The organism is Dactylosporangium sp. McL0621 (genome assembly GCF_049995355.1).
Classification (GTDB): Bacteria; Actinomycetota; Actinomycetes; order Mycobacteriales; family Micromonosporaceae; genus Dactylosporangium.
The window spans coordinates 8,353,973-8,377,658 of the sequence record NZ_CP188259.1 but is presented as its reverse complement, the minus strand read 5'-3'; the positions used below and the strand labels follow the sequence as shown (position 1 = coordinate 8,377,658).

Genomic DNA, 23,686 nt, shown 5'->3' with positions numbered 1-23,686 from the left:
CGGATCACACCGGGGCCGGAGCATTCTGGCCGTGCGCAGATCGCTGCCGTTCACCCTGTTGCTGGCGTTCGTCGCCGCGCTGCTCGGGCCCGTGCCCGCGGCCCGCGCCGCGACCCCGCCGGGATTCGCCACGCAGCTGCTGGCCGGCTCGGGGCTCGACGGGCCGACCGGGTTCGAGATCGCCCCGGACGGGCGCATCTTCATCCTGGAGCGGACCGGCAAGGTCAAGATCTTCAAGGACGGGCGGCTGCTCGAGTCGCCGTTCGCCGACCTGCCGTCCGAGGCGTCCGGCGACCGGGGCCTGATCGGGGTCGCGTTCGATCCGGCGTTCGGCGGGGCCAACCACTGGGTGTACTTCTACTACACCGGCCACGACCTGCGGAACCACCTGGTGCGGTTCGACGCGTCGGGCGATGTCGGCACCGAGGGGCCGTACACGATCTTCGAGACCCAGTCGCCGTCGCAGCTGCTGCACGTCGGCGGGAGCATCCGGTTCGGGCCCGACGGGAAGCTGTACTTCGCGGTCGGGGACAACGGGTACCCGCCCAACGCGCAGGACCTGTCCAACCCGCACGGCAAGATCCTGCGGATCAACCCGGACGGGACGGTCCCGGCGGACAACCCGTTCTACGGGCAGCCGGGGAAGCTCGCGGCGATCTGGGCGTACGGCTTCCGCAACCCGTGGCGCTTCCAGTTCGACGACGCCACCGGGCGCCTGTACGCCGGCGACGTCGGCGACTACACGTGGGAGGAGCTCAACCTCGTCGTCAAGGGCGGCAACTACGGCTGGCCGGTGCACGAGGGGCGCTGCACGAGCAACTGCGCCGGCTACACCGACCCGGTCACCGCGTACAACCACGACGGCGGCAGCGGCGCGGTCACCGCCGGGCCGGTGTACCACGGCGGCCAGTTCCCGGCCGAGTACGCGGGCAGCCTGTTCTTCGGCGACTACTCCCGCGGCTTCATCAAGCGCGCGGTACTGGACCCGGCGGGCCAGGTCACCGGCGTCCAGGACTTCGACCTCGACGCCGGCAGCGTGGTCGACCTCAAGGTGGCGCCCGACGGCTCGCTGTACTACATCACGTACTTCCCGGGCCAGCTCTACCGCGTGTCGTACAGCCCGGCCGGCAACGCCCCCGCGGTGCACGCGTCCGCCGACACGACCGGCGGCCCGGCCCCGCTCACCGTGCACTACTCCTCGGCCGGCACGAGCGATCCGGACGGCGACGACCTGACGTACACCTGGAACTTCGGCGACGGCAGCATCAGCACGGCGCCGAACCCCACGAAGGTGTACCCGGACATCGGGGTCTATCCGGCGACGCTGACGGTCTCGGACGGCAGCAGCACCGTCGCCTCCCGCCCGATCGTGATCCAGGTCGGCACGCCGCCGGTCGTGCGGATCGCGGCGCCCGTCGACGGCAGCGCGTACAACTCGGGCGACACCATCACGTTCAACGCCTTCGGCAACGACGCCGCCGGCTTCGACGTCTCCGACGGCGACATCAAGACCGAGGTGTTCCTGCACCACAACACCCACGTCCACCCGTTCGCCGGGCCGCTGACCGGGCGGGTCGGGCAGTTCACGATCCCGACCACGGGCGAGGCGTCGGCGGACACCTGGTTCGAGGTCAAGGTGACCGTCACCGACCGCAACGGCCTGTCGAGCACGAAGTCGGTGTCCATCCACCCGCGCACGTCGACGATGACGTTCGCGACCAGCCCGCCCGGCCTGGGCCTGACCCTCGACGGCGTCCCGATCGCCACCCCGGACGCGGTGCCGGGCGTGGTCGGCTTCCGGCGCGAGATCGCCGCCCCGCCGACCGCCACCGACGCGGCCGGGAACGTCTACCACTTCACGGGCTGGTCCGACGGCGGCGCGATCCGGCACTTCGTGACGACGCCGGCCGCCGACGCGACGTGGACGGCGACGTACGCCCCGTCGGCCGCGTTCACCGGTGAGTACTTCAACAACCAGAACCTGGACGGCGCGCCCGCGCTCGTGCGCGCCGACAAGGCCGTCGACTTCGTGTGGTCCACGGACCCGCCCGGCCCGGGCGTCGCCGCCGACCACTTCTCGGCCCGCTGGACCAAGACCGAGTACTTCGCGGCCGGCCGCTACCGCTTCACCGTCGCCTCCGACGACGGCGCCCGCCTGTACCTCGACGGCGACCTGGTCATCGACCAGTGGCACGACCAGGGCCCGACCGCGTACGACCACGTCGCCGACCTCGGCGCCGGCGAGCACACGGTGCGGATGGAGTTCTACGACAACGTCGTGGACGCGAGCGCCCGGCTCAGCTGGGACACCACGCCGGACCAGCCGCGGGACGTGTTCACCGCGCAGTACTGGAGCACCCCCGGCGCCGGCGACCAGCCCAGCGTGCCCGCGACCGCGCCGACCCTGACCCGGGACGAGACCGCGGTGGACCACGACTGGCAGCTGGGGTCGCCCGATCCGGCGATCCCCGCCGACCACTTCGTGGCGCGGTGGACCCGGTCACTGACCCTGGCCGCCGGGTACTACGACTTCACCACCACGACCGACGACGGCGTGCGGCTGTGGGTCGACGGGCAGCTCGCCGTCGACCACTGGGGCGACCAGGGGCCGACGCCCTACACCGCGCACCTCCCGCTGGGCAACGGCGCCCACACGGTGGTCATGGAGTACTACGAGAACGGCGGCGGCGCCCTCGCCCGCCTGGCGTGGGCCCGCACCGGGGACATCCCGGCGCCCCCGCCGTACCTCGCCAAGTACACCGGCGCCGGCGGCGACCTCTACGCCTCGGAGTCCACAGTGGACCACGAGTGGGGCGACGGCGGCCCCGGGGGCGGGATCGGCGCCGACGACTTCCGCGCGGAGTACACCCGCACGGTCGTGCTCCCGGCCGGGCTCTACCGCTTCGCCGGCGCCTCCGACGACGGGGTGCGCGTGTCCGTCGACGGGCTGCCGATCGTCGACAAGTGGCGCGACCAGAACGAGGACTTCAGCGCCGACATCTCCCTGCTCGGCGGCGCCCACGACATCCGGGTCGAGTACTACGAGCACGCCGCCGGCGCCCGCCTGCACTTCGGCTACAAGCGCGTCGGTGACGTCGCCGCCCCGGCCGGCTGGTCCGGCGCCTACTACGCGGGGCGGGACATGAGCGGCGCCCCGGCCATGCTGCGCACCGACGGCGCCATCGACTTCGACTGGGGCGCCGGCTCACCCGGCCCGGCGATCCCCGCCGACGGGTTCTCCGCCCGCTGGACCAGGACCGACCACCTGGCCGGCGGTACCTACCGCATCACCGCCACCAGCGACGACGGGATCCGCGTGCTCCTCGACGGGGACGTGGTCATCGACGGCTGGTCCGAACACCCACCCGCCACCTTCACGTACGACACCACCCTGCTCGAGGGCGACCACACGATCACGGTCGAGTACTTCGAGAGCGGTGGGGGCGCACTGGCGCGCTGTTCGGTCATCCGGTTGTGAGCGTTAGGAGATCCCCCGTGACCACCCCAAGGGCCACGATCGTCATTCCCTGCCGGCACGAGGAGGACAACGTCGGGCCGCTCATCGCGCGGCTCGCCGCGGTCGTCACCGACGTCGAGCTGCTCTTCGTGGACGACAGCGACGATGACCTTACCGTCGCGGCAGTTGCAAGGGCGGCCCGCGAACTGCCGGCGTCGCTGAGCGTGCGCGTCTTCCACCGCCGCGGCGCGTACCGGACCGGTGGGCTGGCCGGCGCGGTCACCGACGGCTACCGGCGCGCGAGCGCGACGAAGGTGCTGGTCATGGACGCCGACCTGCAGCACCCGCCGGAGCTGGTGCCGGCGCTGCTGGCCGCGCTCGACGACCACGACCTCGTGATGGCCAGCCGCTACCGGGAGGGTGGCAGCAGCGGCGGCCTCGACGGCCCGGTCCGGCGGCTGGTGTCCACCGGCAGCACGGTGCTGGCGCGGGTGGCGTTCCCGGTGGCGCTGCGCGGGGTCACCGACCCGATGACCGGGTTCTTCGGGGTGCGCCTGGACAAGATCGACCCGGACCGGCTCCGGGCCCGCGGGTTCAAGATCCTGCTGGAGATCCTGGCCCGCTACCCGCGGCTGCGGCGCACCGAGCTGCCGCTGGACTTCGGGGCGCGGCTGGCCGGGGAGAGCAAGGGCGACCTCGGACAGGGCCTGCTGTACCTGCGGCAGCTCCCGGCGCTGCGGGCCGCGACCTGGTTCGCCACCCCGGCCGCGCGGTGGGGCACGTTCCTGGCGTTCATCGCCGCGGTCACCGCCGGGCTGGTCGGCGCCCCGCTGTCCGGGGCCGCGGTGCTGGCGCTGCTCGTGACCGCCGTCGCCCTCTACAACACCGTCGTCGGCGCGCTCGAGGTGCGCTGGCGGCTGTACGGCTGGCGCACGCCCGAGGCCGTCGAGCAGATGCGCTGGCCTTCGGGCGACGGCCTCACCGCCCAGGAGCGCTTCACGATCATCGTCCCGGCGCTGCACGAGGAGCTGGTCATCGCCGCGACCCTGCGGCACCTGCTCCGCCAGGACCACCCGGACTACGAGATCCTGGTGTCGCTGTGCGAGGGCGACGACGCCACCATCGCCGAGGTCGCTCGGGTCCAGGCGGACGACGACCCGCACGGCCGGGTCCGCACGGTGATCCGCGCCTACGAGCGCTCCAACAAGCCGCGGCAGCTCAACGCGGCCCTGGCGGTCTGCCGCGGTACCGTCGTGGGCGTCGTCGACGCCGAGGACGACGTGGCCCCGCAGCTGCTCACGCGGGTCGACACCCTGCTGGGGCGCACCGGCGCCGACGTGGTGCAGGGCGGGGTGCAGCTCATGACGCTGGGCTCGCGGGCGCGGGACTGGTTCAAGGTGCACAACGTCATGGAGTACTTCTTCTGGTTCACCAGCCGCATGTTCTACCAGGTGCGGACCGGGTTCGTGCCGCTGGGCGGCAACACCGTGTTCATCCGCCGGGAGCTGCTGGACCGGGCCGGCGGATGGCCGGACAACCTCACGGAGGACTGCGCGCTCGGGGTGCTGCTGTGCACGAAGTACGGCGCGCGGGTCGTCGCCGCCTACGAGCCCGAGCTCGCGACGCGCGAGGAGGTGCCGCAGACGATCGGCAACCGGCGGGCCGGTTCGCTGTTCTGGCAGCGGGTGCGCTGGAACCAGGGGTTCCTGAGCATCCTGCTCGAGGGGCGCTGGTCGACGCTGCCGACGCTGCGCCAGCGGGCGCTGGCCGGGTACATCCTGGCGACCCCGTTCCTGCAGGCGTTCTCGGCGCTGCTGCTGCCGCTGTCGGTGGCGACGATCGTGTGGCTCAAGGTGCCCGTGTTCGTGGCCATGCTGATGTACGCGCCGTTCATGCCGATCCTCATCACGCTCGCGACCCAGTTCCTGGGGCTGCGGGAGTTCGCGCGCTCGTACCGGCAGAAGGTGCTGTGGCGGCACTACGCCTTCCTCCTCGCCGGCGCCCCGGTGTACCAGTGGGTGCTGATGGGGGCCGCGTTCTGGGCGGTCTGGCAGCACATCGACGGGAACACGACCTGGCACAAGACGGCCCACGGCGGCCACCACCGGCCGGTGCTGGCGTCATGACCCTGGTCATCGAGCGCCCGTCGCCCATTGCGGAAACTGCGCCGGTCAAGCCGGTTCGTTCGTACCGCTCCTGGTGGATCCTCACCCCGCTGCTCGTCGTCGCCGGGCTCGTCAACGGCTGGAACCTGCACGGCTGGCCGGGCCGGATCAACGACGACGAGGGCACCTACGTCGACCAGGCCTGGGCGATGCTCGACCACGGCGCCCTGGCCCACTACACGTACTGGTACGACCACCCGTTCCTCGGCTGGGCGATCATCGCCGGGTACGCCGGCCTCACCGACGGCTTCGACCGCGCGCCCAGCGGCGTCATGGTCGGCCGCGAGGTCATGCTCATCGCCGCGCTGGTCAGCTGCGCCCTGCTGTGGCTGCTGGCCCGGCGCCTGCGGTTCAACCGCGGCTGGTCGGCGGTCGCCGTCGCCCTGTTCGCGCTGAGCCCGCTCGCCGTGTACTTCCACCGCATGGTGTTCCTGGACAACCTGGCCACCATGTTCATGCTGGCCGCCCTGGCCGCCGCCGCCTCCCCGCGGCGCAGCGTCGGCGCGGCCCTGTGGAGCGCGGTGTGGCTCGCCGGCGCCGTGCTGTGCAAGGAGACGATCGTCATCCTGCTCCCGGCGCTGGTCTGGCTGCTCGTGCGGCACACCGACCGCCGCACCCGCCCGTGGAACCTGGGCGTCTTCGGCGTCACGTTCGCCGTGCTCGTCGCCGCGTACCCGGTCTTCGCCCTGCTCAAGAACGAGCTCGTGCCCGGCGAAGGGCACGTGAGCCTGGGCTGGGCGCTGTGGTGGCAGGTGTTCGGCCGCGCGGGCAGCGGCAGCCTCCTCGACCCTTCGTCGGGCACCTACGGCCTGGCCCACTCCTGGGTGGACCTCGACCCGTGGCTGATCGTTCCGGGTGTACTGCTGGTGTCGGCCGCCTGGTTCGTGCCGCGCCTGCGCCCGATCGCCCTGGCGCTGCTCATCCAGGTCGCGATGATGTGCCGGGGCGGCTACCTGCCCTTCGCCTACGTCATCGCCATGCTCCCGTTCGCGGCTCTGCTCGTCGCCGGCGCCGGCGACGAGCTGTGGGCGTGGCTGCCGTCCTGGCGCCGGTACCTCCCGGCGGCCGCGGCCGCGCTCGTGGCCGCGGTCCTCGTCGTCCCCGCGTGGACCTCGACGATGATCGCCCAGTCCCACGTCGACGGCAGCGCCGACTCCCGCGCGGCCACCCGGTGGGTCGTCGACCACGTCCCCCGCGACTCGGTCGTGGTCACCGACGACTACATCTGGCTCGACCTCAAGCTCGCCGGGTTCACGAAACCGGTCTGGCTGTGGAAGGTCGACACCGACCCGGAGGTGATGGCCGAGGTGCTCCCGGCCGGCGCCGCGAGCATCGACTACGTGGTGATGGCCGGCCAGGCCGACAGCACCCTCGCGTCCCTGCCGACCCTGCGCGCAGGCCTCGCGGGCTCGGACGTGGTCGAGCGCTTCGGCGAGATCGAGGTCCGGAAGGTGCGCCGGTGAACCGCCTGCTGCGCCTGGCCGGCTTCGGCGCCGCGGGGGCCTCGGGCGTCCTGCCGAACCTGGCGGTCATGTGGCTGCTGTCGAACCGCCTCGGCGTGCACTACGTCGCGGCCGCGGTCGCGGCGACGGAGGTGGCCATCGCGTGGAACTTCGTCCTGGTCGACACGCTGGTGTACCGGAAACGCCGCACCGCCCGCCCCTGGTGGGTGCGCCTGACCCGCTTCGCCGTGCTGAACAACCTCGACCTGGCCGTGCGCCTGCCGCTGCTGACCCTGCTGGTGGGCTCGCTGCACGTCGACGAGGTCGGGGCGAACCTGGCCACCCTGGTCGCGGCGTTCGCGCTGCGCTTCACGCTGACCGACCGCTTCATCTACCGTCCACCCGAGCCGGCCTGACCCCTATGCTTCCGGCGTGGTACATGAGCTCGTACTCGTCGGGCGCCTGGCGGTGGCGTTCGGGCTGACCTTCACGCTCGGCTACGAGCGGGAGCTGCGCGGGTCGACGGCCGGGGACCGGACCTTCGCCCTCGTCGGCATCGCCGGCGGCGTCATCGGCCTGCTCGCCCAGCTCAACGCGCCGACCGCGCTCGCCGGGGCGATCACCGGCGTCGGGTTCATCGGGGCGGGGCTGCTGTTCCGGCAGAACCGGCCCCAGGCGACGACCCAGGACCCGATCGCGCCGGCGTCGAAGGGCACCCGCAGCCAGAGCCAGCTCGCCACCCTGCACGGCGTGACGACGGCCGCGACGATCCTCGTCGCCGCGGTCATCGGGGCGTGCGCGGGGGAGGGCCTGGTCGTCGTGGCGACCGGGGCCACGGCGCTGGTACTGCTGACGCTGGAGCTGCGGTACATCCCGTTCCTGCGCCGCCTCGACGCGGGCCGCTACGCCGACCGCTTCGCCAGCGACGACGAGCCCCACCCTCCCCGGCGGAATCCGGACTGATACGGCATCCTGTTCCCGTGCAGTTCGAACTCGGTACCGACGGCCCGAAGGTCATCGTCGTCGGTGTCGACGGCTCGGACACTTCCATGCGCGCCGGTGCGTACGCCGCCGGGCTCGCCCGGCGCCAGCGGGCCCGCCTGGTCGTCGTCTACGTGACCGGCGCCCCGGCCGCGAGCCGCCTGGTCGCCGAAGCCGCGGGCGCCGTCGAGCAGGCGATCTCCGAGTCGATCGAGGACATGCGCCGCCAGGTGCACGAGGGCGCCCTGCACACCGGCGTGACGACCGACTTCGTGGCCGTGCGCGGCGACCCCTACCAGGAGCTCGTGCGCGTCGCGATGGAGCTGCGCGCCGACGCGGTCGTGGTGGGCGCCAGCCGCCGCTTCGGGCACCGCTTCGTCGGCTCGCTCGCGGTCCGCCTGGTGAAGTCGGGCCGCTGGCCGGTCACCGTGGTGCCCTGAGGCCGGGCAGGTAGGTCGCGAGCAGGGTCGCCGCGTCGGGGGCCACGTTCACCTGGGTCGCGAGCAGGTCCGGGTGGGTCAGCCAGTACCGCCGCGCCTCGTCCACGCGGCCCTCGTAGGTCGGGGGCCACGTCGTGCACGGGGTGAAGTCGTCCATGACGATGAGGCCGCCCGGGCGCAGCCAGGCCGCCGGGTCCAGCGGCGGGTCCGTGCCCTTGCCCTGGCCGCCGCCGTCCAGCACCAGCAGGTCGAACGGGCCGTGGGCGTGCAGCTCGCGCCAGTCGCCGTGCCGCACCTCGACCCGGGCGTCCTCGGCGAACAGCTCGGCCGCCGCGGCGGCCCGGGCCGGGTCGCGCTCGATGCTCACCAGGCGCGCGCCCTGGGCGGCGCCGGCGGCCAGCCAGGCCAGGCCCACGCCGGAGCCGGTCCCCGTCTCGCCGATGACGCCGGCACCGACGCCGCGGGCCAGGACGCGCAGCAGCTCGCCGTGCTCGTCCCGGCACGACCGGGCAAAGCCCAGGGCCTGGGCGGCCGCGATCAGGGGCGTCACCACGGCCGGCCGCGCACCGGCTCGTCGCGGCCCGGCGGCGCAGCGCCCACGGGCCTCACCACGGCAGGCCGCGCAGGTCGATGAGGCCCGCGGGCCAGCCGGACAGCGGGCGGCGGCCGGGACGCACGAAGGTGGGGAAGACGCCCTCGCGGACCGAGCGGGCGTCGCGCACGTCCACGAACCGGGTCGGGTTGTCCACGCGGGTCCAGCCGGTCGAGGCGTAGAACCCGGCGACCTCCTCGCGGCACTGCAGGAAGCCGAAGTCGGCCGCGTCCGGCAGCACGTCCGCCAGGGCCCGCATCAGCGCGGCGCCCAGGCCGCGGCCCTGGTGCGACGGGGAGACGGCCACGTCCCCGACCCCGGCGAGGAGCACGTCGCCGGTGGGGGTGCCGGCCAGGCGGCGCTCGAAGCCCAGGTGCGCGACCGGCGCGCCGGACACCTCGAGCCAGACGCGGACCTCCTTGCGCGCCCACGACGCCGGCCAGGAGCGGTCGGGCTCGAACTCCGGGCCGGGGAACGCGGCGCGCAGCAGGGCCGACAGGGCCGCGTGGTCGCCGGGCGTCAGCCCGGTCTCCCAGCGGACCTGGGTGGAACTTGCGGGAGGATCAGCGGAACTTGCGGGAGGCACTGTCACGGTTCTGGGCGGCCGGGGTGTCGGTGAACGCGCGGCGCAGCACGTCGTGCTCGGCGCGGCGGTCCTCGGTGACGTCGCGCAGGGTGACGACCATGCCGCGGACCAGGCGGTCGTCGCGCAGGTCGCGGAAGACGACCTCGAGCAGGACGCGGCGGCCGTCGGGGCGCAGCAGGCTCCACTGGTCCTGGGTGCCGTCGCGGTCCCCGTCGCGGGCGCGCTCGACGGTGCGGGCGACCTGCTCGCGGTCCTCGGGGGCGACGATCTCGCGCAGGGTCGCGAACGGCGTGGGCCAGATGCCGAGCACCTCCGCGACCGACGGGCTGGTGTACCGGATGCGCTGGTCGTCGTCGAGGACGAGCACGACGTCGCCGCCGTGCTCGGTGACGGCGCGCAGGTAGTCGTCGCTGTCGCGGCGGCTGGCCGCGTCGGTCAGGCCGATGCGGGCCAGGGCCAGGGCCGCCTGCCCGGCGACCACGGAGACCGCGTCGATCGCGGTGACCAGGTCGCGGCGGCGGCCGGCCACGTAGAGCACGCCGGCGTCGAGGGGGCAGACCAGCACGTGGTCCCACTCGGAGAGCTTCGCGCCCCACAGCGGCGGGATGTCGGCGACGGGCTCGATGCGCGGCGCGGACAGCTCGCCCATCGGCAGCAGGTCGGTGAGGCTGAAGTCGACGACGATCGCGTGCGGCGTCTCGCCGGGCAGGAGGGTGGCGACGGCCGCCTTGACCGCGGCCGCGACCTGGCCGGCGTCGGCGGCGCTGACGAGCACGGTGCCGGTCTCGCGCAGCGCACGCTCGCGGCGCAGGGCGCTGGCGTGCTTGTGTACCGCGTCGCTGAGCCGCACGACGAGCAGCACCAGCGTGACGCCCGAGGTCACGGCGATCATCGGCCCGTCGTGCACGCCGCCGGTCAGGGCCTGCACCAGGAGCACGAGCGGGGCGAACGCGACGCAGGCCAGCAGCAGGGCCAGGCCGAGGCCGCCGGCGGGCTCGCGGGCGGTGCGGATCGGGCCGTCCGGCGGGGCGGTGAGCCGGGTCATCGACGGGATGAGCGCGGCGGCGCCCCACGCGGCGTACAGCAGCACGTAGGCGAAGTCGGCCGGCCCGCCGGGGCGGATCGGGTCGTCGTCGGCCTGGCCGGCCCCGTAGATCACGTCGCCGAGCAGCATGCCGACCGCCCCGACGGCGAGCAGGATCGCCGACGGGTTGCGCGGCGCCGCGGTGACGAGCCGGACCGTCACGACGAGGACGATCACGTCACCGAGCGTGAACGCGGCCTGGGTCGACCAGTCGGCCGGGCCCATCCCGCCGGCGAGGTGCGGCGAGGCGATGAACACCCAGCCCGCCAGCAGCGCGGCGGTGCCGAGCGCGAGCAGGTCGAGCAGGCGGGAGCGGTCGTCGAGGAAGCGGCCGGAGCGGGTCAGGCCGACCAGGGCGAGCGCGACCAGCGGGAACATCGCGAGGTAGAAGACCTCGGCGAGCGCGGGCGGATCGTCGGGGGACAGGCCGTAGACGAAGTCGCCGGCCATCATCGCGATCAGGGCGGCGGCCAGCGCCCACCAGGGGCCGGACCGCGGCGGACGGGCGCGCACGACGCCGGTGACGATCGCGCCGGCCGAGGCGAGGCCGATCGCCGCCCAGACGACGGAGGCCAGGGCCGGCCGCACGAGCAGGACCAGGGCCAGTGCCGCCATGAGCGCGCAGTAGCCGGTCAGGAGCCGCCTTCCGCTCAGCACACCCATCGACATCCTTACCGTAGGTGACCCCATCTATACCACATCGTGATTGATCAACTCAGCTCCCGCAGGTCGGTCAGCAACCAGGGGGTGACCCATTCCCGGCGCTCCCGCTCGGTCTCGCCCACCATGGCCCGGCTCGGCATCTCGATCAGCAGCAGAAGACAGAACTGGATCCGGTACAGCATGAGCCTGACCCGTTGCGAATCCGTTAACCGGTGCGGTACCTGCCCGTAGTACCCCTCCAGGACCGGGTGCGACGGCTCGTCCTCGATGCGCCGCCCGATCGCCGGGGAGACGAAGTCGTAGAGCGGGTCGCCCCAGAAGTACCGCTCGCCGTCGACGAGCCCGGTGAGCCGCCCGCCGTCGGTGAGCACGTTGCCGTCCCACAGGTCGAAGTGCACGAGGCTCGGCACCCGCACCTCGCCCAGCGCCCCGGCGTGCCGCTGGATCGCCGCGATGATCTCGGGCTCGGGCACCGGCAGCGCCACCCCCCAGTCGCGGCCGTCGGCGAGCAGGTCGGCGGTCATCGCCGCGAACGCCTCGGGCCAGGTGGCGCCGCTCGCCCGGCCCGCGCCGTCGTAACCGAACCGGTCGCCCGTCACTGTGTGCAGGCGCCGCAGTGCCGTGCCGAGCTGACGGCGTACCGATGCATCGGCTTGCGGCTCCTGCGCCAGCTCCGTCAGCGGCTGTCCGGGCAGCCGCCCGACCAGGACCAGGTCCTCGTCGGCGGCGAGCACCGGCGGCACCGGCACTCCGGGCGCGGCGCCGGCCAGGCGGTAGTAGCGCGCCTCGGCGGCGATGACCCCGCGCTCGTAGCGCAGCAGCGGCACGCCCGGCGGCGGGCCGATCTTCACCACGGCCTCGGTGCCGTCGTCGAGGGTGGCCGACCACACGGCGGCGAAGGTGCCGCCGGACAGCGGTCCACAGTGGACGGCGATGCGGCCGAAGCGCTCGCGCAGCAGGGCCGCGACGGCCCCGGCGGTCAGCTGCCGCTGGGTCGGGCTGATGACGGCGGACACCGGTCCACCTTACCGGCCGTGGTTACATTGACGACTGTCGGTTGCAAGATCCCATTATGTATTGATCGAGATTAGTAACAAAGAAAGGGTGGTGCCAATGACCTTGCTGGTCGTAGCGTGCACGAATCAGCCTGACTCAATGGGGAGGCCAAGTGAGGAAATGGCTCGCGAGGATCGCTGTGACCGGCCTGATCGCCGGGGGCGCGGCGGTCGTCGCACAGGCGCCGGCGGCCGCGACACCCACGTCGCCGCACGGTGACCTCCAGGCGGGGATCCAGCGGCAGCTCGCCGCCGGCATCCAGGTGGTCCCGAAGCAGACCGCATCCGGCAAGCTGGCGGCGACCGGGGCCGCGAACCCCTACACCGCCCTGCTGAAAGACCCGGGCAAGGTCGACAAGTACTACTGGTCGGAGCAGGCCAAGGCCGCGGCGAAGTCCCGCGCCCAGCAGAAGCAGGCGCAGAACAAGCTCGCGGCGGCCAACCCGATCATCCATGACGAGGCCGAGCCGAAGGGCTTCTACGGCGCCAACGACTCGTACGCCACCGCCGAGCTCATCAAGGGCTTCGGCACCGGAAAGAAGCTCAACAACCGCGTCCGCGTCCTCGGCCAGCTCTCGCCCGAGGCGGTAAGCCCGTCGGCGCTCAACCCGGCCGCGGAGGACGACGGCTCGATCACGCTCGCGTACGAGTTCGGCCTCGGCGCCAACCGCAACGCGTTCACCACCACCGGCACCATCGGCGACGGCCCGCACGGCACCACCGGCGACGGCAGCGGCGACTTCGACTTCATCAAGGTCCACGGCCGCGCCGGCCAGCAGCTCAGCGCCGGCACCTCGGGCACGACGGACACCGTCATCGGCCTGTACGACGCGACCGGCGAGATCGTCGCCGCCGACGACGACGGCGGCCCCGGCCTGCTGAGCCTGCTCAACTTCACGATCCCCGCGACCGGCGACTACTTCCTGATGATCGCCGGGTACGGGCTCGGCACCGTGTTCCCGGCCGACCCGTTCGACTCCGGCAGCGGCCTGGGTGCCGGCCGGGAGGGCGCGTACGGCCTCGACGTCTCCCTCGCGTACCCGGACCTCGACTTCTACGCCGTGGACCTGGTCGCCGGCGACGTGCTCGGCGGCTCGGTCACCGGCGTCGGCACCCGCCTGACCGTCCGCGAGCCGGGCGGCAAGATCGTCTTCGGCTCGGAGCAGGACGCCAGCTTCATCTACGCGCCCGCCTCGCCGCTGCCGGGCGGTGGCAACGCGGTCGTGTCCTACGTGGCGCCGCGCGACGGCCGGTACACCATCGAGGTCGGCGGGACCGCCGGGCAGTACGACATCACCGTCGAGGCCTACCGGCCCGGCCCCGAAGCCCTGGACCAGGGCGTCACCCAGACGCTCTACCTGGACTTCGACGGCGCCCGGATCAACACCGCCATCTTCGGCGGCCCCGGGGTGCGCCAGCTCAGCCCGCTGCAGGGCTTCCTCGGCCGGTGGGGGCTCAGCGCCGCCGACGAGGACAAGGTGATCGACGGGGTCATCGCCGCGGTACGGGAGAACATCCTGGCCGACGCCAAGGCCCGCGGCACCGACCCGCGCGTCGGGCTGAAGATCCTCAACAGCCGGGACGACCCCGACCCGTTCGGCCAGCCCAACGTGCACCGCATCGTCGTCGGCGGCACGGTCGCCGAGTCGGGCATCGACACGATCGGCATCGCGCAGTTCATCGACCCGGGCAACTACGCGACCGAGGACAGCGCGATCGTGCTGCTCGACACGCTGTCCGACCCGGGCGGCAGCGCGTCGCTGAACACGTACATCACCCCGGCCAGCAACAAGATCAAGTTCATCGGCCGGGCGCTCGGCAACGTCATCTCGCACGAGGCCGGGCACCTGTACGGCAACTTCCACACCGACCCGCTCAACGACACGCCCAACCTCATGGACGCCGGCGGCGCGTTCCCGGGCCTGTTCGGCGTCGGGCCGGACAACGTCGGCGGCACCGCGGACGACTTCGACTACGACTTCGGCGACGACGAGTACACGCCGGACGAGGGCCTGGTCGGCACCGAGGACACGCTGAACACCACCGCCTGGGCGCTGGTGAAGGGCAAGGCCAAGTAAGACCGGTCACCACCGGGCATGATCCGCGTCCGCGGCGGGGTTCTACCCGCCGTGGACGTGGTGGTGATCGGCGCGGGACAGGCCGGGCTGTCGGCCGCCTACTGGCTGCGGCGGCGCGGCCTGTCCTTCGTGGTGCTCGACGCCGACCCGGGCCCGGGCGGGGCGTGGCAGCACCGCTCGCCGTCGCTCGGGGCCGGGTCGCTGCACCGCATCTTCGACCTGCCCGGGCGCCCGTTCACGCCCCCGCCGGCGGGCTCGGCGGCGACGGTCGTGCCGGCGTACTTCCGCGAGTACGAGGCCGCGTTCGACCTGCCGGTGCGGCGCCCGGTCGCGGTGACCTCGGTCGCGCGGGCCGGCGGCGGCTTCCGGGTCGACGCCCCGACGGGCTCCTGGACCGCCCGCGCGGTCATCAACGCGACCGGGACCTGGACCGCGCCGTACATTCCGTACTACCCGGGCATCGCCGACTTCGCCGGCCGCCAGCTGCACTACGCCGCCTACCGCGGCCCGGAGGAGTTCGCCGGCCGGCGCGTGCTCGTCGTCGGCGGCGGCGCCTCCGCGATCCACCTCCTCGCGGAGCTGCCGGGCGCGTTCTGGGCGACCCGCCGCGAGCCGGTCTTCCACGACGGCGAGTTCACCGAGGACCACGGCCGCGACGTGGTGGCTCGGGTCGCCGAGCGCGTGTCGGCCGGCCTGCCGCCGCGCAGCGTCGTGAGCGTGACCGGCCTCGGCTGGACCGCCCTGGCGCGGGAGGCCCGGGTCCGCGGCGCGCTCGTGCGGCACCCGATGTTCGACCGGCTCGTCCCCGGCGGCGCCGTGTGGGGCTCGCGGTTCGAGCCCTTCGACGCGATCGTCTGGGCCACCGGCTTCCGGGCGGCCCTGTCGCACCTGGCGCCCCTGCACCTGCGCGAGCCGGGCGGCGGCATCCGCGTGGAAGGTACCCGCGCGGTGCGCGAGCCGCTGGTCCATCTGGTCGGCTACGGCCCGTCGGCGAGCACGGTCGGGGCCAACCGCGCCGGTCGGGCGGCCGTGCACGAACTCGCCGAAGCCCTGAGCGTCTTAGAGGTGTGTTAAATCTCGACGGCAGGGCCCGGGGGTCTGGACATCGAAGGGCGCGACTGCAAAAGTCTGCCCCGTGGCTGACAATGGGTTACCGGCCCTTCGCACTCGGGTACGGTCGGCGACCGGCGCCGTGAAGGCGAACCCCGGTCTGTACTTCGGCTCCTTCCCGGCCGTCGACTGGCCGCTCATCATCGCCGCGTGGACGGCCGCCGACCTGCTGCGCCTCGCGCCCGGCACCCCGGCCGTGGACGTCACCCTGCACCGCGGCGGCGCGCTGACGGCCACCGTGCGCGGCGCGACCGTCGAGGCCCCGCCGGCCGCCGGCCGCCGGCCCGTGGCCGATATCATCCGCGCCAAGATGTGGTACACCGAGCTGTCGCGCGCCACGACCGTGCAGACGACCTCGGACCACGGCCGCGACGGCCTCACCGTGACCGTCCACTCCGACCTGGACGCGAACGTCTTCGGCCTGCCCGAAGGCTCCTGGTGGCACAACGGCGTGACGCGTTTCGCCAAGGTGCTGTCCACCCCGCGCCACCGCCCGCCGGACGGCCGCCGCGTCCACGTCACCGACGAGTCCACCGGCGAGACCGCCGACCTCCCCTAACCGGCGAGGCGCACGGCCAGGATGTGCTTGCAGGGCCCGCGGCTGAGGCCGTGCCGGGCGAACCACTGGCATGTGCACCGCTCGCCGGCCGGCGTGTCCCGGACGGTGTACCGGGTACCTCCACTGTGGACCGCGGCGCCCCCGGCGGTCAGCTCCACGACCAGGTCCCGGGCGTCGCGCATCCGCGGCTGGCCGCCGACGTCGACGAGCGCGTCCAGCGGCAGGATGCGCTCGAACGGGACCCCGACAGCGCCTCGAACCGCAGGTGCCCGCCTGCGTCCGCGGTCACGACGGGGTCGGCCGCCCGGATCGCCGCGGCGAGCATGCCGGGCGGCGTGTAGAACCGGGTGCGGGCGATGCGCGCGACGACGAGCAGCGCGGCCGCGACGGGCTCGGCGGGCGCGACGAAGCCGTGGTAGAAGTACGGATGCGGGGCCGGGCCGCCGCTCGTGGCCAGCCGCAGGCCGTCACCGTCCACGGTGGACGGCCGCCGGTAGCGGTACACCTGCTCGACCTCGCTCATGCGCGCTCCGCCAGCAGGGCGCGGGCCGTTCGCGCCGCGCTCGACGTGCCGGTGAAGTCCTCCAACCACGGGCGCAGCGCCGGGTCCGGGGCGGCGCCGGCGCGGACCGACTCCTCGTGCAGCGTGGCCAGCAGGGCGTGCAGGCCGGGGTGGTCGCGGGGGAGGCGGGGCAGGGCGCGGGACAGCACGCCGGCCACGGCCCCGGGGGCGCCCGCGGCGCGCAGCGACGACGCCCAGCGGCTCGCGGTCGCGTGGCGGGCCAGGGTCACCATGGCTCCGGCGAGGTGGGCGGGGTCGAGGCGGCGGGACGGCAGCAGCGCGGCGAAGGCCTCGGCGGCGTGCGTGCGGGGCCCGGGCTCGCCCGCGGTCAGGCCGGCCGCGAGCACCCCGGCCGCGAGCGGTCCCAGCCGCCCCGGATGCACGGCGAGCGCGTCCAGGACGGCCGAGGCCGAGTAGGCGCGTTCGGTGCCGGCCGCGCCAAGCATCTCCTCGAGGGACTCGCCGCAGAACACCTCGGCGTCGTGCGGCCACACCTGGGCCGTCCACGCCACCCAGTCGGGCCCCTGGGCGGTGCGGTCCGCGAGCACCGTGGGCCGGTCGGCGTGGCCGGGGCGCCGGTCGAGGGCGGGCCGGCACCATCGCACGGTGCGGGTGTGCCCGCCGTCCTGGTACCGGTGCTCGTGCTCGGTGACCAGCAGCGGGATGCGCACGGCCCGCCCCGCGCCCGGATCGCCGAGCCCGGCCGCGAGCAGGTGCGGGTCGTCGTCCAGCGGCGCCCGGGCGCGGGCCGCGGCGATCCACAGCGCCGGGTCGCCGATCGGGGCGGGCGGGCCGCCGAGCGCGTACCGCACCGCGGCCCCGGTCTCGCCCGGCAGCCCGGCCGCGGCGCGCAACGCCTCGGCGCGGCCGTCGGGGTGGATGCGCAGGAGGGCGGCCACGAGGTCGTGGTGGAGCGGCTCCGCGGCCGCGGTCAGGCGGGCCACGAGCGCGGCCGGGTCGAGCCGGCCGGACGCATCGGTGGGGGTGGCCAGCAGCGTGCGCGGGGCGGCCCGGCCGGCCGCGATCGCGTGGACCTCGGCGAGCCGCCCGGCGAGGAGGTCGCCGCGCACCCCGAGGGGCGCGCCGAGCACCAGGGCGGCGACGTTGTGCCGCAGCGACCACGTGTCGCCGCGGCGCAGCACCCGCCGCGCCGGTCCGGCCAGGTCGCTGGTGACGTTCCCGGCGGCCACGGCGGCGAGGAAGCGCTCGATCTCGGCGGGCTCCGTCGCCCCGGCCAGCAGCGCCGCCAGCCGCTCGTCGGCCGACCGGTCCGCGGGCCGCCCGGCCGGCGGGGCCGTTGCGGGCGCGGCGGCCGGCCGCGAGTCCACAGTGGAGGCCGCCAGGTCGAGCCACGCGGCCGCCTCGCGGGCCACCGTCGGCTCCGGCAGATCCATGCGCTCGGCGACCTCGGCCCGGGCGCCCAGCGACCGCAGCAGCGCCAGCGCCCGCTGTTGCACGTCGCGGTGCCGGTGCTCCAGCCCGAGGGCGAGCGCCGCGGTGACCGCCGGGACCAGTGCCGGGCTGCGCCGCTGGATGCGGTCCAGGAGCGCGAGGGCGGACAGGGCCGGAGCCTTCGACGGTACCGTCAGCGCCGCCCCCGCGTGGTCGGCGAACGCGCGGTCGTCCAGCCCGCCCGCCTTGTCCACGGCCGCCAGGTGGCGCACCGCGAAGGAGACGGTCGCGGGGACCGCCGAGCCCAGCAGGCGCAGCAGCCGCGGCTGGTCGAGCTCGGCCGGCCCGGGCGACAGCGCGGTGTACAGCTGCGAGAAGAAGCCCGCCCGGTACGCGCCGAAGTCCCGCGCCAGCGCGCGCAGGCAGGCGTCCAGGAGCCGGTCGCGGGGCAGGGTGCCGTCCCCGGCCAGGGTGCGCAGGCACGCGTGCCAGGTCGCGTCCGGATGGCTGTACTTGTCCACGTTGGACAGGCTCACCTCGCCGCCGCCCTCGACCTCGAAGACGCGCCACAGCAGCGCGGTGCGCAGCTCCCCGTCGGCGCGGATCGCGGCCCGCCGCGGCTCCGGGTCGCGGCGGTCGCCAGGGCCGAGACCATCGCCAGGACGTAGGTGTCGTCGTGCTCCAGCCGCACCTGCCCCAGGCGTTCCAGGAGCCGCACGCCCGCGAACATCGCGCGCTGCGGCCAGTGCACCGCGATGTCCGCGACGATCTCGGCCACGTCGCGCTGCAGCCGCGCCGGGGCCGGGTCCGCGGGCGGGTCCGGGTCGAGCTGCCACAGGACGGACAGGAGGTATCCGACGCCGTCCGGGGCGCAGCGCAGCCGCGCGTACACCGTGTCGATCGCCACCATCGCGGCTCAGCCTAGTTGCCGCGCCCGGCCCGCCCAGCGCGAACGCAGCCAGCGGTCGTGGCTGGCGACCACGAACGCGCCCGGGCCGGTGGCGAGCGCCTCCTCGAGCTCGTCGCAGAGCGCGGGGGACAGGTGGTTCGTCGGCTCGTCGAGCAGCAGCAGGTCGGGCGGGTCCGCGATCAGCAGGGCCAGGTCGAGCCGGCGGCGCTGGCCCACGGACAGCTCGCCGACCGGCCGCGCGGCGTCGCGCGGGGCGAGCAGGCCGAGGCTGCGCAGCGGTACCGCCTCCGCCCGCTCCTCCCCGAGCGCCGCCCGGTAGGTGGCCAGCGCCGTGCGGTCCGGGCGGTCGAAGGCCGTGTCCTGCGCGAGCATTCCGACGCGCAGGCCCGGCCGCCGCTGCACGCCCGCGGACGGGAGCCGCCCGGCGAGGACCGCGAGCAGCGTCGACTTGCCGGTGCCGTTGGCGCCGGTGACGAGGAGCCGGTCGCCGGCCGGGATGTCGAGCCGGTCGAGGGTCAGCCGGCCCGGCACGTGCACGTCGCGCAGCGCCACCAGCAGCCCCTCGGCCTCGGTGGCGAGGGCCCGGGCGCGGAAGCGCAGCGGCGGCGGGGGCTTGCGGACCTGCTCGCGGGTGAGCGTGTCCAGCCGGCGGGTCGCGTTGCGGACGCGGCGGGAGATCTGGCCCTCGACGCGGCCGGTGGTGCGGCCGAAGTTCATCTTCTCGTTGTCGCGCTTGGGCCGGTTGTGGGCGACCTGGTGCGCGGTCACGGAGACGGCGCGCCGCAGGTCGCCGAGCTCCTCCTGCTCCTCGGCGAAGCGGCGCTCCCAGCGCTCCCGCTCGGCGTGGCGCTCGGCCACGTAGGCCGAGTACCCGCCGCCGTAGCGCACCGGGCCGTCGACGGCCGGGTCGAGGTCGACCAGGTCGGTGCAGACCGCGTCGAGGAACGCCCGGTCGTGGCTGGCGAGGACGACCGCGCCCGGCAGGCCCCGCAGCTGCTCCTCCAGGAACGCGGCGGCGGCGTCGTCGAGGTGGTTCGTCGGCTCGTCCAGCAGCAGCGCGGCCGGTCGGCGCACGAGCAGGGCCGCGAGCGCGAGGCGTCCGCGTTGCCCGCCGGAGAGGGTGGAGAGGCTCCGATCGTGCGGTACCGCCGAAAGCCCCAGCCCGTCCAGGACGATCCCGGCCCGCCGGTCGGCGTCCCAGGCGTCGATCTCCTGGGCCCGCTCCAGCAGCCCGGCGTAGTCGTCGAGGCGGCCGGCGGCGAGCGCGGCGTCCATGGCGGCCAGGCATTCGCGGGCCTCGCGGACCGCGTCGGCGACGACGTCGGCCACGGTCGCGGCCGGGTCGAACGGCATCTCCTGGTGCAGGTGGCCGAGGTCGGCCGGGCGCGTGACGGTGCCGCCGTCGGGCTCCTCGGCCCCGGCCAGCAGCCGCAGCAGCGTCGACTTGCCGGTGCCGTTCTCGCCGATCAGGCCGATGCGGCGGCCGGGCGCGGCGGTGAGGGAGACGCCGTCGAGCACGCGGCGGGTGCCGTAGGTGCGCACGAGGTCATGGGCGAGCAGGGGCTGTCGAGACAAGGTGGACCACCGTCGGGTAGACGCTTCCGCCCGCCGGGCACATGGGGTCCTCAGGCGCGGGCGCGGGAAGGTCTGGTGATCACATCGCCTCCAAGATAACCGGTCCCGGGGGAGTTCCGCTACACCTGGCCGTCCCCGGCGCCCTTGAGCGAACGGTTGATCTTCTTCTTGTCGATCATCGCGTAGCACCGGGCGCTGTGGTTGCCCGCGGCCCACTCGTCCTCGTCGCCGGTCATCCAGTACCCGTAGTAGAGCGCCTTCTGCGATCCCCAGCTCGTGTGGCTCATGCCGATGTAGGACAGCATCTTGGTCTCGCACGACTTGCCGAACGCCGCGTCGTACGCCTTCTCGTCGGCCGGGTACTCCTTGACCGGGCTCGACACCGTGCCGACGTACTCCGCGTCGTGCGCGTCGGTACAGGCCGCCGGCGTGATGTCGTCCCAGCTGTTCTGGGTGGTGCCGACCAGCGTGCCGCAGCCCAGCTTGAGGTCGCCGGCGACCGCGCCCTTCATGGTGGCCTTGCGCGGCTCGAGCGTGCCCGCCTCCGAGCGCAGGGCGCCGATGTCACAGCGGTAGAACCGCGCGCCGCCGTCCCACTGCCGGTCGCTCGGCGGGTTGACGACCACGAACACCCGCGCGGACTGCCACTCGCCGCCCAGGTAGTCGCCGGCCGCCTTGTCGCAGTCCGTCCAGGCCGCGGCCAGCGCCGCCCCCTTGGGGCGGCTCGAGCCCTTGGCCGCGTCGCCGGTGAAGTGCCCGACGCTGACCGTCTCCACGACGTGGTCCATGTCGCACGGCTGCCGGCTGAGCACGACATAGCCGAGGTCCCCGACGTTCGTCGCCGTCGTCGTCCAGCACGCGCCGGCCGCGGGCTCGGGGACCTTCGCCGCCGCGAGCATCGCCCAGTCGTCGACCAGGTCGCCGTCGCCGGCCCGGGCCGGGCCGCAGCCGGCGGCCGCGGCGACCAGCGCCACGGCGCACGCCAGCAGCGCGATCCGCTTCATCGTTTGCCTCCCCCGCGAATATTGCGAGGGGCACTATGTCAACTTCTCGTGCGAACGGGAATCAACCGAACAGCCGACGGGCCGGGTCAGGCCGGCCGCTCGAGCAGGTGCTCCTCGAGGCGGGCGTAGGTGGCGTCGGGCAGCGCGAGGTACGCGCGGACGGAGCCGTGCCGCTCCCGCAGGTCGGCCAGGAACAGCTGCATGGTCTCGGCCGGGGAGGCCAGCCACCGCGTGGGCATCTTGGCCACCTCGGGGTTGAGCCGGCGCAGGAACTGCATGCTGCGCTCGGTCGCGCCCTGGGTCAGCGCGTAGTCCTCGGCGATCACGTCGTCGGGCACGCCGAGCGCCCCGAGCGTCACCGCGGACACCACCCCGGTGCGGTCCTTGCCGGCGACGCAGTGCACGACGACCGGCGCGTTGTCGGCGTCGGCGATGACCTCGACCGCGGCCGTGATCGCGGCGCGGCCGTGCTCGGCGAGGTCCAGGTAGCGGTTGGCCAGCCAGCGGGCATCGCTGGTCTCGGCGGCGTCGGTCGCCTCCTCCCACTCCGCGTGCACCGGGTGCAGGTGGTGGTAGGTCAGCCCGTGGAACGCGTGCACCCGGCCGTCGCGCTCGACCTCCCGCGGGCGGCGCAGGTCGATGACGGTCCGCACGCCGAGCGCGGTGAACGAGGCGGCGTCGGCCGGGTCGATCCGGCTCAGCGAGTCGGACCGGAAGAGCCGCCGCCAGCGGGTGACCCGCCCGTCGGCCGTCGCGTAGCCGCCGAGATCGCGGAAGTTGAAGAGGTTGGGGTGGTCGTAGTTCCGCACGGCTTGGACCTTAACCCGCGCGTGTGCTTGACCGCTTCCCCGCGGCGCGGGCGTCACGTTTTGAGAGGATCGAGGCGTGGCGCGTAGACCGCACGAAGTCGTGACCGAGCCCCTCGGGACGCTGCTCGCCAGCGTGCCGCAGAGCAAGCCGAGCTGGCTCACCATCGCCAAGACCACCGCCGCGGCGACGATCGCGTGGATGCTGGCCCGGCAGCTCGGCGACAACGTGGCCGTCATCTTCGCGCCCGTCGTGGCGGTGCTGACGCTACAGGCCAGCGTGTACGGCTCGATCGCCACCGGCGTGCAGCTGCTCTTCGCCAACCTCGTCGGCACCGCGCTGGCCAGCGCCTGGACGCAGCTGCTCGGGCTCACCTGGTGGTCGCTGGCGCTGGCCGCGTTCGCCGCGCTCGCGGTCGCCCGGCACATCACGAACACGCCGCTCGCCCGCAACCAGCTCACCATCGCCACCCTCGTGGTGCTGCTGCTGGCGCCGGTGGCCAAGGGGTACGGCCAGTGGCGCTTCATCGACGTGGCCATCGGCTCCGTGGTGGGGCTCACCATCGCGGTCGTGGTGCCCGAGCGGCCCCGCATCGCGCGCATCCGCGAGACCCTGCACTCGTGGGGGTACGCCTGCGTGGGGGTGCTGCGCGGGATCGCCGACGAGCTGGGCACCCGCGCGGACGCGCCGGCGCCGCTGGAGCCCGGCGAACGCCACGACTGGATCCCGAAGTCGCGCAAGCTCAACGAGGCCGGCGCGGAGGCGGCCGCCACGGTCGCCGGGGTGGAGGAGATCACGCTGCTCAACCTGTTCACGCGCCGGCTGCGCCGCGACGTCGACCAGGTCCGCCGGGAGCAGCTCTGGCTCGTGCGCATCACCCTGCAGGTGCGGGCCGTCGCGCTGGCCGCCGACCGCCTCTACGACCGGCCCGGGTCGGTCCCGGCCCTGGACCGCGACACGCTGCGGGCGCTGCTCGACCGGCTGGGCGTGCTGCTCGGGCAGCGTCTCGACGGCCAGGAGGTCGACGACGGACCGCTGCGGGCGGAGCTCATCGCCGCGGCCGAGCGCGTGTTCACCGTGTTCCCGACCGCGCTGGCCGCCCTCGACTCGGTGTCGCTGCTCGGGCGGCTCGACCAGCTGCGCCAGGACATCGCCGGCGACGACGCCGAGGCGCTCATCGACCCGGGCCCGCTGCCGCGCCGCGAACCTTAACGACCTGTGAAA

At 74.2% G+C, this 23,686-nt stretch carries 21 protein-coding genes; 10 read left to right on the top strand and 11 right to left on the bottom strand.

The window, feature by feature from the left end; all coding sequences use genetic code 11:
* Window positions 1–31: 31 nt before the first annotated feature.
* From ACPPVO_RS39630 to ACPPVO_RS39605, 6 genes are read left to right on the top strand one after another with little or no spacing between them, the layout of a single operon-like run.
* The gene (locus ACPPVO_RS39630) at window positions 32–3,478 is read left to right on the top strand and encodes a PA14 domain-containing protein (RefSeq protein ID WP_426503705.1); all 3,447 of its coding nucleotides are present in this window, start codon (window positions 32–34) and stop codon (window positions 3,476–3,478) included.
* Window positions 3,479–3,495: 17 nt separating this feature from the next.
* On the top strand, window positions 3,496–5,583 hold the full coding sequence (locus ACPPVO_RS39625) for a glycosyltransferase family 2 protein (RefSeq protein ID WP_426503704.1): 2,088 nt from the start codon (window positions 3,496–3,498) through the stop codon (window positions 5,581–5,583).
* A complete protein-coding gene (locus tag ACPPVO_RS39620) occupies window positions 5,580–7,085 on the top strand; it encodes an ArnT family glycosyltransferase (RefSeq protein WP_426503703.1) in 1,506 nt (501 codons plus the stop codon). The genes ACPPVO_RS39625 and ACPPVO_RS39620 overlap by 4 nt, the downstream gene beginning before the upstream one ends.
* Window positions 7,082–7,480: a GtrA family protein gene (locus ACPPVO_RS39615; protein WP_426503702.1), complete on the top strand. Its 399-nt coding sequence runs from the start codon at window positions 7,082–7,084 to the stop codon at window positions 7,478–7,480. The genes ACPPVO_RS39620 and ACPPVO_RS39615 overlap by 4 nt, the downstream gene beginning before the upstream one ends.
* A gap of 16 nt (window positions 7,481–7,496) precedes the next feature.
* Window positions 7,497–8,027: an MgtC/SapB family protein gene (locus ACPPVO_RS39610; RefSeq protein ID WP_426503701.1), complete on the top strand. Its 531-nt coding sequence runs from the start codon at window positions 7,497–7,499 to the stop codon at window positions 8,025–8,027.
* Window positions 8,028–8,044: 17 nt separating this feature from the next.
* The gene (locus tag ACPPVO_RS39605; RefSeq protein WP_426503700.1) at window positions 8,045–8,485 is read left to right on the top strand and encodes a universal stress protein; all 441 of its coding nucleotides are present in this window, start codon (window positions 8,045–8,047) and stop codon (window positions 8,483–8,485) included.
* Here the strand turns inward: ACPPVO_RS39605 and ACPPVO_RS39600 are convergent.
* Genes ACPPVO_RS39600 through ACPPVO_RS39585 form a run of 4 tightly spaced genes read right to left on the bottom strand, consistent with a single transcriptional unit; the run spans window position 8,469 to window position 12,426 of the window.
* Window positions 8,469–9,038: a class I SAM-dependent methyltransferase gene (locus ACPPVO_RS39600; RefSeq protein ID WP_426503698.1), complete on the bottom strand. Its 570-nt coding sequence runs from the start codon at window positions 9,036–9,038 to the stop codon at window positions 8,469–8,471. The two genes, ACPPVO_RS39605 and ACPPVO_RS39600, sit on opposite strands and share 17 nt — an antisense overlap.
* 52 nt (window positions 9,039–9,090) lie before the next feature.
* The gene (locus tag ACPPVO_RS39595; protein ID WP_426503697.1) at window positions 9,091–9,663 is read right to left on the bottom strand and encodes a GNAT family N-acetyltransferase; all 573 of its coding nucleotides are present in this window, start codon (window positions 9,661–9,663) and stop codon (window positions 9,091–9,093) included.
* Entirely contained in the window at window positions 9,641–11,410 is a 1,770-nt protein-coding gene (locus ACPPVO_RS39590; protein ID WP_426503696.1) for a PAS domain-containing protein, read from the bottom strand. Before ACPPVO_RS39590 ends, ACPPVO_RS39595 begins: the two co-directional genes overlap by 23 nt.
* A 47-nt stretch (window positions 11,411–11,457) precedes the next feature.
* On the bottom strand, window positions 11,458–12,426 hold the full coding sequence (locus tag ACPPVO_RS39585) for a phosphotransferase family protein (protein ID WP_426503695.1): 969 nt from the start codon (window positions 12,424–12,426) through the stop codon (window positions 11,458–11,460).
* Window positions 12,427–12,605: 179 nt separating this feature from the next.
* Between ACPPVO_RS39585 and ACPPVO_RS39580 the strand changes: the two genes are divergently transcribed.
* From ACPPVO_RS39580 to ACPPVO_RS39570, 3 genes are all read left to right on the top strand, one after another.
* Window positions 12,606–14,543: a hypothetical protein gene (locus tag ACPPVO_RS39580; protein ID WP_426503694.1), complete on the top strand. Its 1,938-nt coding sequence runs from the start codon at window positions 12,606–12,608 to the stop codon at window positions 14,541–14,543.
* A 51-nt stretch (window positions 14,544–14,594) separates the two neighbouring features.
* Window positions 14,595–15,617 carry an FAD-dependent oxidoreductase gene (locus ACPPVO_RS39575; protein ID WP_426503693.1) on the top strand — a complete coding sequence of 341 codons (1,023 nt, stop codon included), beginning with the start codon at window positions 14,595–14,597 and terminating at the stop codon, window positions 15,615–15,617.
* Window positions 15,618–15,735: 118 nt separating this feature from the next.
* Entirely contained in the window at window positions 15,736–16,212 is a 477-nt protein-coding gene (locus ACPPVO_RS39570; RefSeq protein WP_426503692.1) for a hypothetical protein, read from the top strand.
* On the opposite strand, the gene ACPPVO_RS39565 is transcribed toward ACPPVO_RS39570, so the two are convergent.
* From ACPPVO_RS39565 to ACPPVO_RS39535, 7 genes are all read right to left on the bottom strand, one after another.
* Window positions 16,209–16,394, bottom strand: coding sequence for an SWIM zinc finger family protein (locus tag ACPPVO_RS39565; RefSeq protein ID WP_426503691.1), 186 nt, complete (start codon window positions 16,392–16,394; stop codon window positions 16,209–16,211). The two genes, ACPPVO_RS39570 and ACPPVO_RS39565, sit on opposite strands and share 4 nt — an antisense overlap.
* Complete coding sequence (locus ACPPVO_RS39560) at window positions 16,361–16,735, bottom strand: hypothetical protein (protein ID WP_426503690.1); 375 nt, start codon at window positions 16,733–16,735, stop codon at window positions 16,361–16,363. The genes ACPPVO_RS39565 and ACPPVO_RS39560 overlap by 34 nt, the downstream gene beginning before the upstream one ends.
* On the bottom strand, window positions 16,732–18,687 hold the full coding sequence (locus ACPPVO_RS39555) for a DUF6493 family protein (protein WP_426503689.1): 1,956 nt from the start codon (window positions 18,685–18,687) through the stop codon (window positions 16,732–16,734). The genes ACPPVO_RS39560 and ACPPVO_RS39555 overlap by 4 nt, the downstream gene beginning before the upstream one ends.
* Window positions 18,688–18,698: 11 nt before the next feature.
* A complete protein-coding gene (locus ACPPVO_RS39550; RefSeq protein ID WP_426503688.1) occupies window positions 18,699–19,076 on the bottom strand; it encodes a hypothetical protein in 378 nt (125 codons plus the stop codon).
* A 6-nt stretch (window positions 19,077–19,082) separates the two neighbouring features.
* A complete protein-coding gene (locus ACPPVO_RS39545) occupies window positions 19,083–20,651 on the bottom strand; it encodes an ABC-F family ATP-binding cassette domain-containing protein (RefSeq protein ID WP_426503687.1) in 1,569 nt (522 codons plus the stop codon).
* A gap of 119 nt (window positions 20,652–20,770) precedes the next feature.
* Complete coding sequence (locus ACPPVO_RS39540; protein ID WP_426503686.1) at window positions 20,771–21,655, bottom strand: septum formation family protein; 885 nt, start codon at window positions 21,653–21,655, stop codon at window positions 20,771–20,773.
* 86 nt (window positions 21,656–21,741) lie between these two features.
* Window positions 21,742–22,464: a tyrosine-protein phosphatase gene (locus ACPPVO_RS39535; protein WP_426503685.1), complete on the bottom strand. Its 723-nt coding sequence runs from the start codon at window positions 22,462–22,464 to the stop codon at window positions 21,742–21,744.
* A 100-nt stretch (window positions 22,465–22,564) separates the two neighbouring features.
* On the opposite strand from ACPPVO_RS39535, the gene ACPPVO_RS39530 reads away from it, so the two are divergent.
* Window positions 22,565–23,674 carry an aromatic acid exporter family protein gene (locus ACPPVO_RS39530; protein ID WP_426503684.1) on the top strand — a complete coding sequence of 370 codons (1,110 nt, stop codon included), beginning with the start codon at window positions 22,565–22,567 and terminating at the stop codon, window positions 23,672–23,674.
* The last annotated feature ends 12 nt before the right edge of the window (window positions 23,675–23,686 follow it).

What these genes read in the sequence shown, in the direction of transcription:
- ACPPVO_RS39590 (WP_426503696.1), bottom strand. Translation starts at nt 11,410, where the DNA reads ATGGGTGTGCTGAGCGGAAGGCGGCTCCTGACCGGCTACTGCGCGCTC.
- ACPPVO_RS39620 (WP_426503703.1), top strand. Translation starts at nt 5,580, where the DNA reads ATGACCCTGGTCATCGAGCGCCCGTCGCCCATTGCGGAAACTGCGCCG.
- ACPPVO_RS39550 (WP_426503688.1), bottom strand. Translation starts at nt 19,076, where the DNA reads ATGGTGGCGATCGACACGGTGTACGCGCGGCTGCGCTGCGCCCCGGAC.
- ACPPVO_RS39560 (WP_426503690.1), bottom strand. Translation starts at nt 16,735, where the DNA reads ATGAGCGAGGTCGAGCAGGTGTACCGCTACCGGCGGCCGTCCACCGTG.
- ACPPVO_RS39540 (WP_426503686.1), bottom strand. Translation starts at nt 21,655, where the DNA reads ATGAAGCGGATCGCGCTGCTGGCGTGCGCCGTGGCGCTGGTCGCCGCG.
- ACPPVO_RS39565 (WP_426503691.1), bottom strand. Translation starts at nt 16,394, where the DNA reads ATGCGCGACGCCCGGGACCTGGTCGTGGAGCTGACCGCCGGGGGCGCC.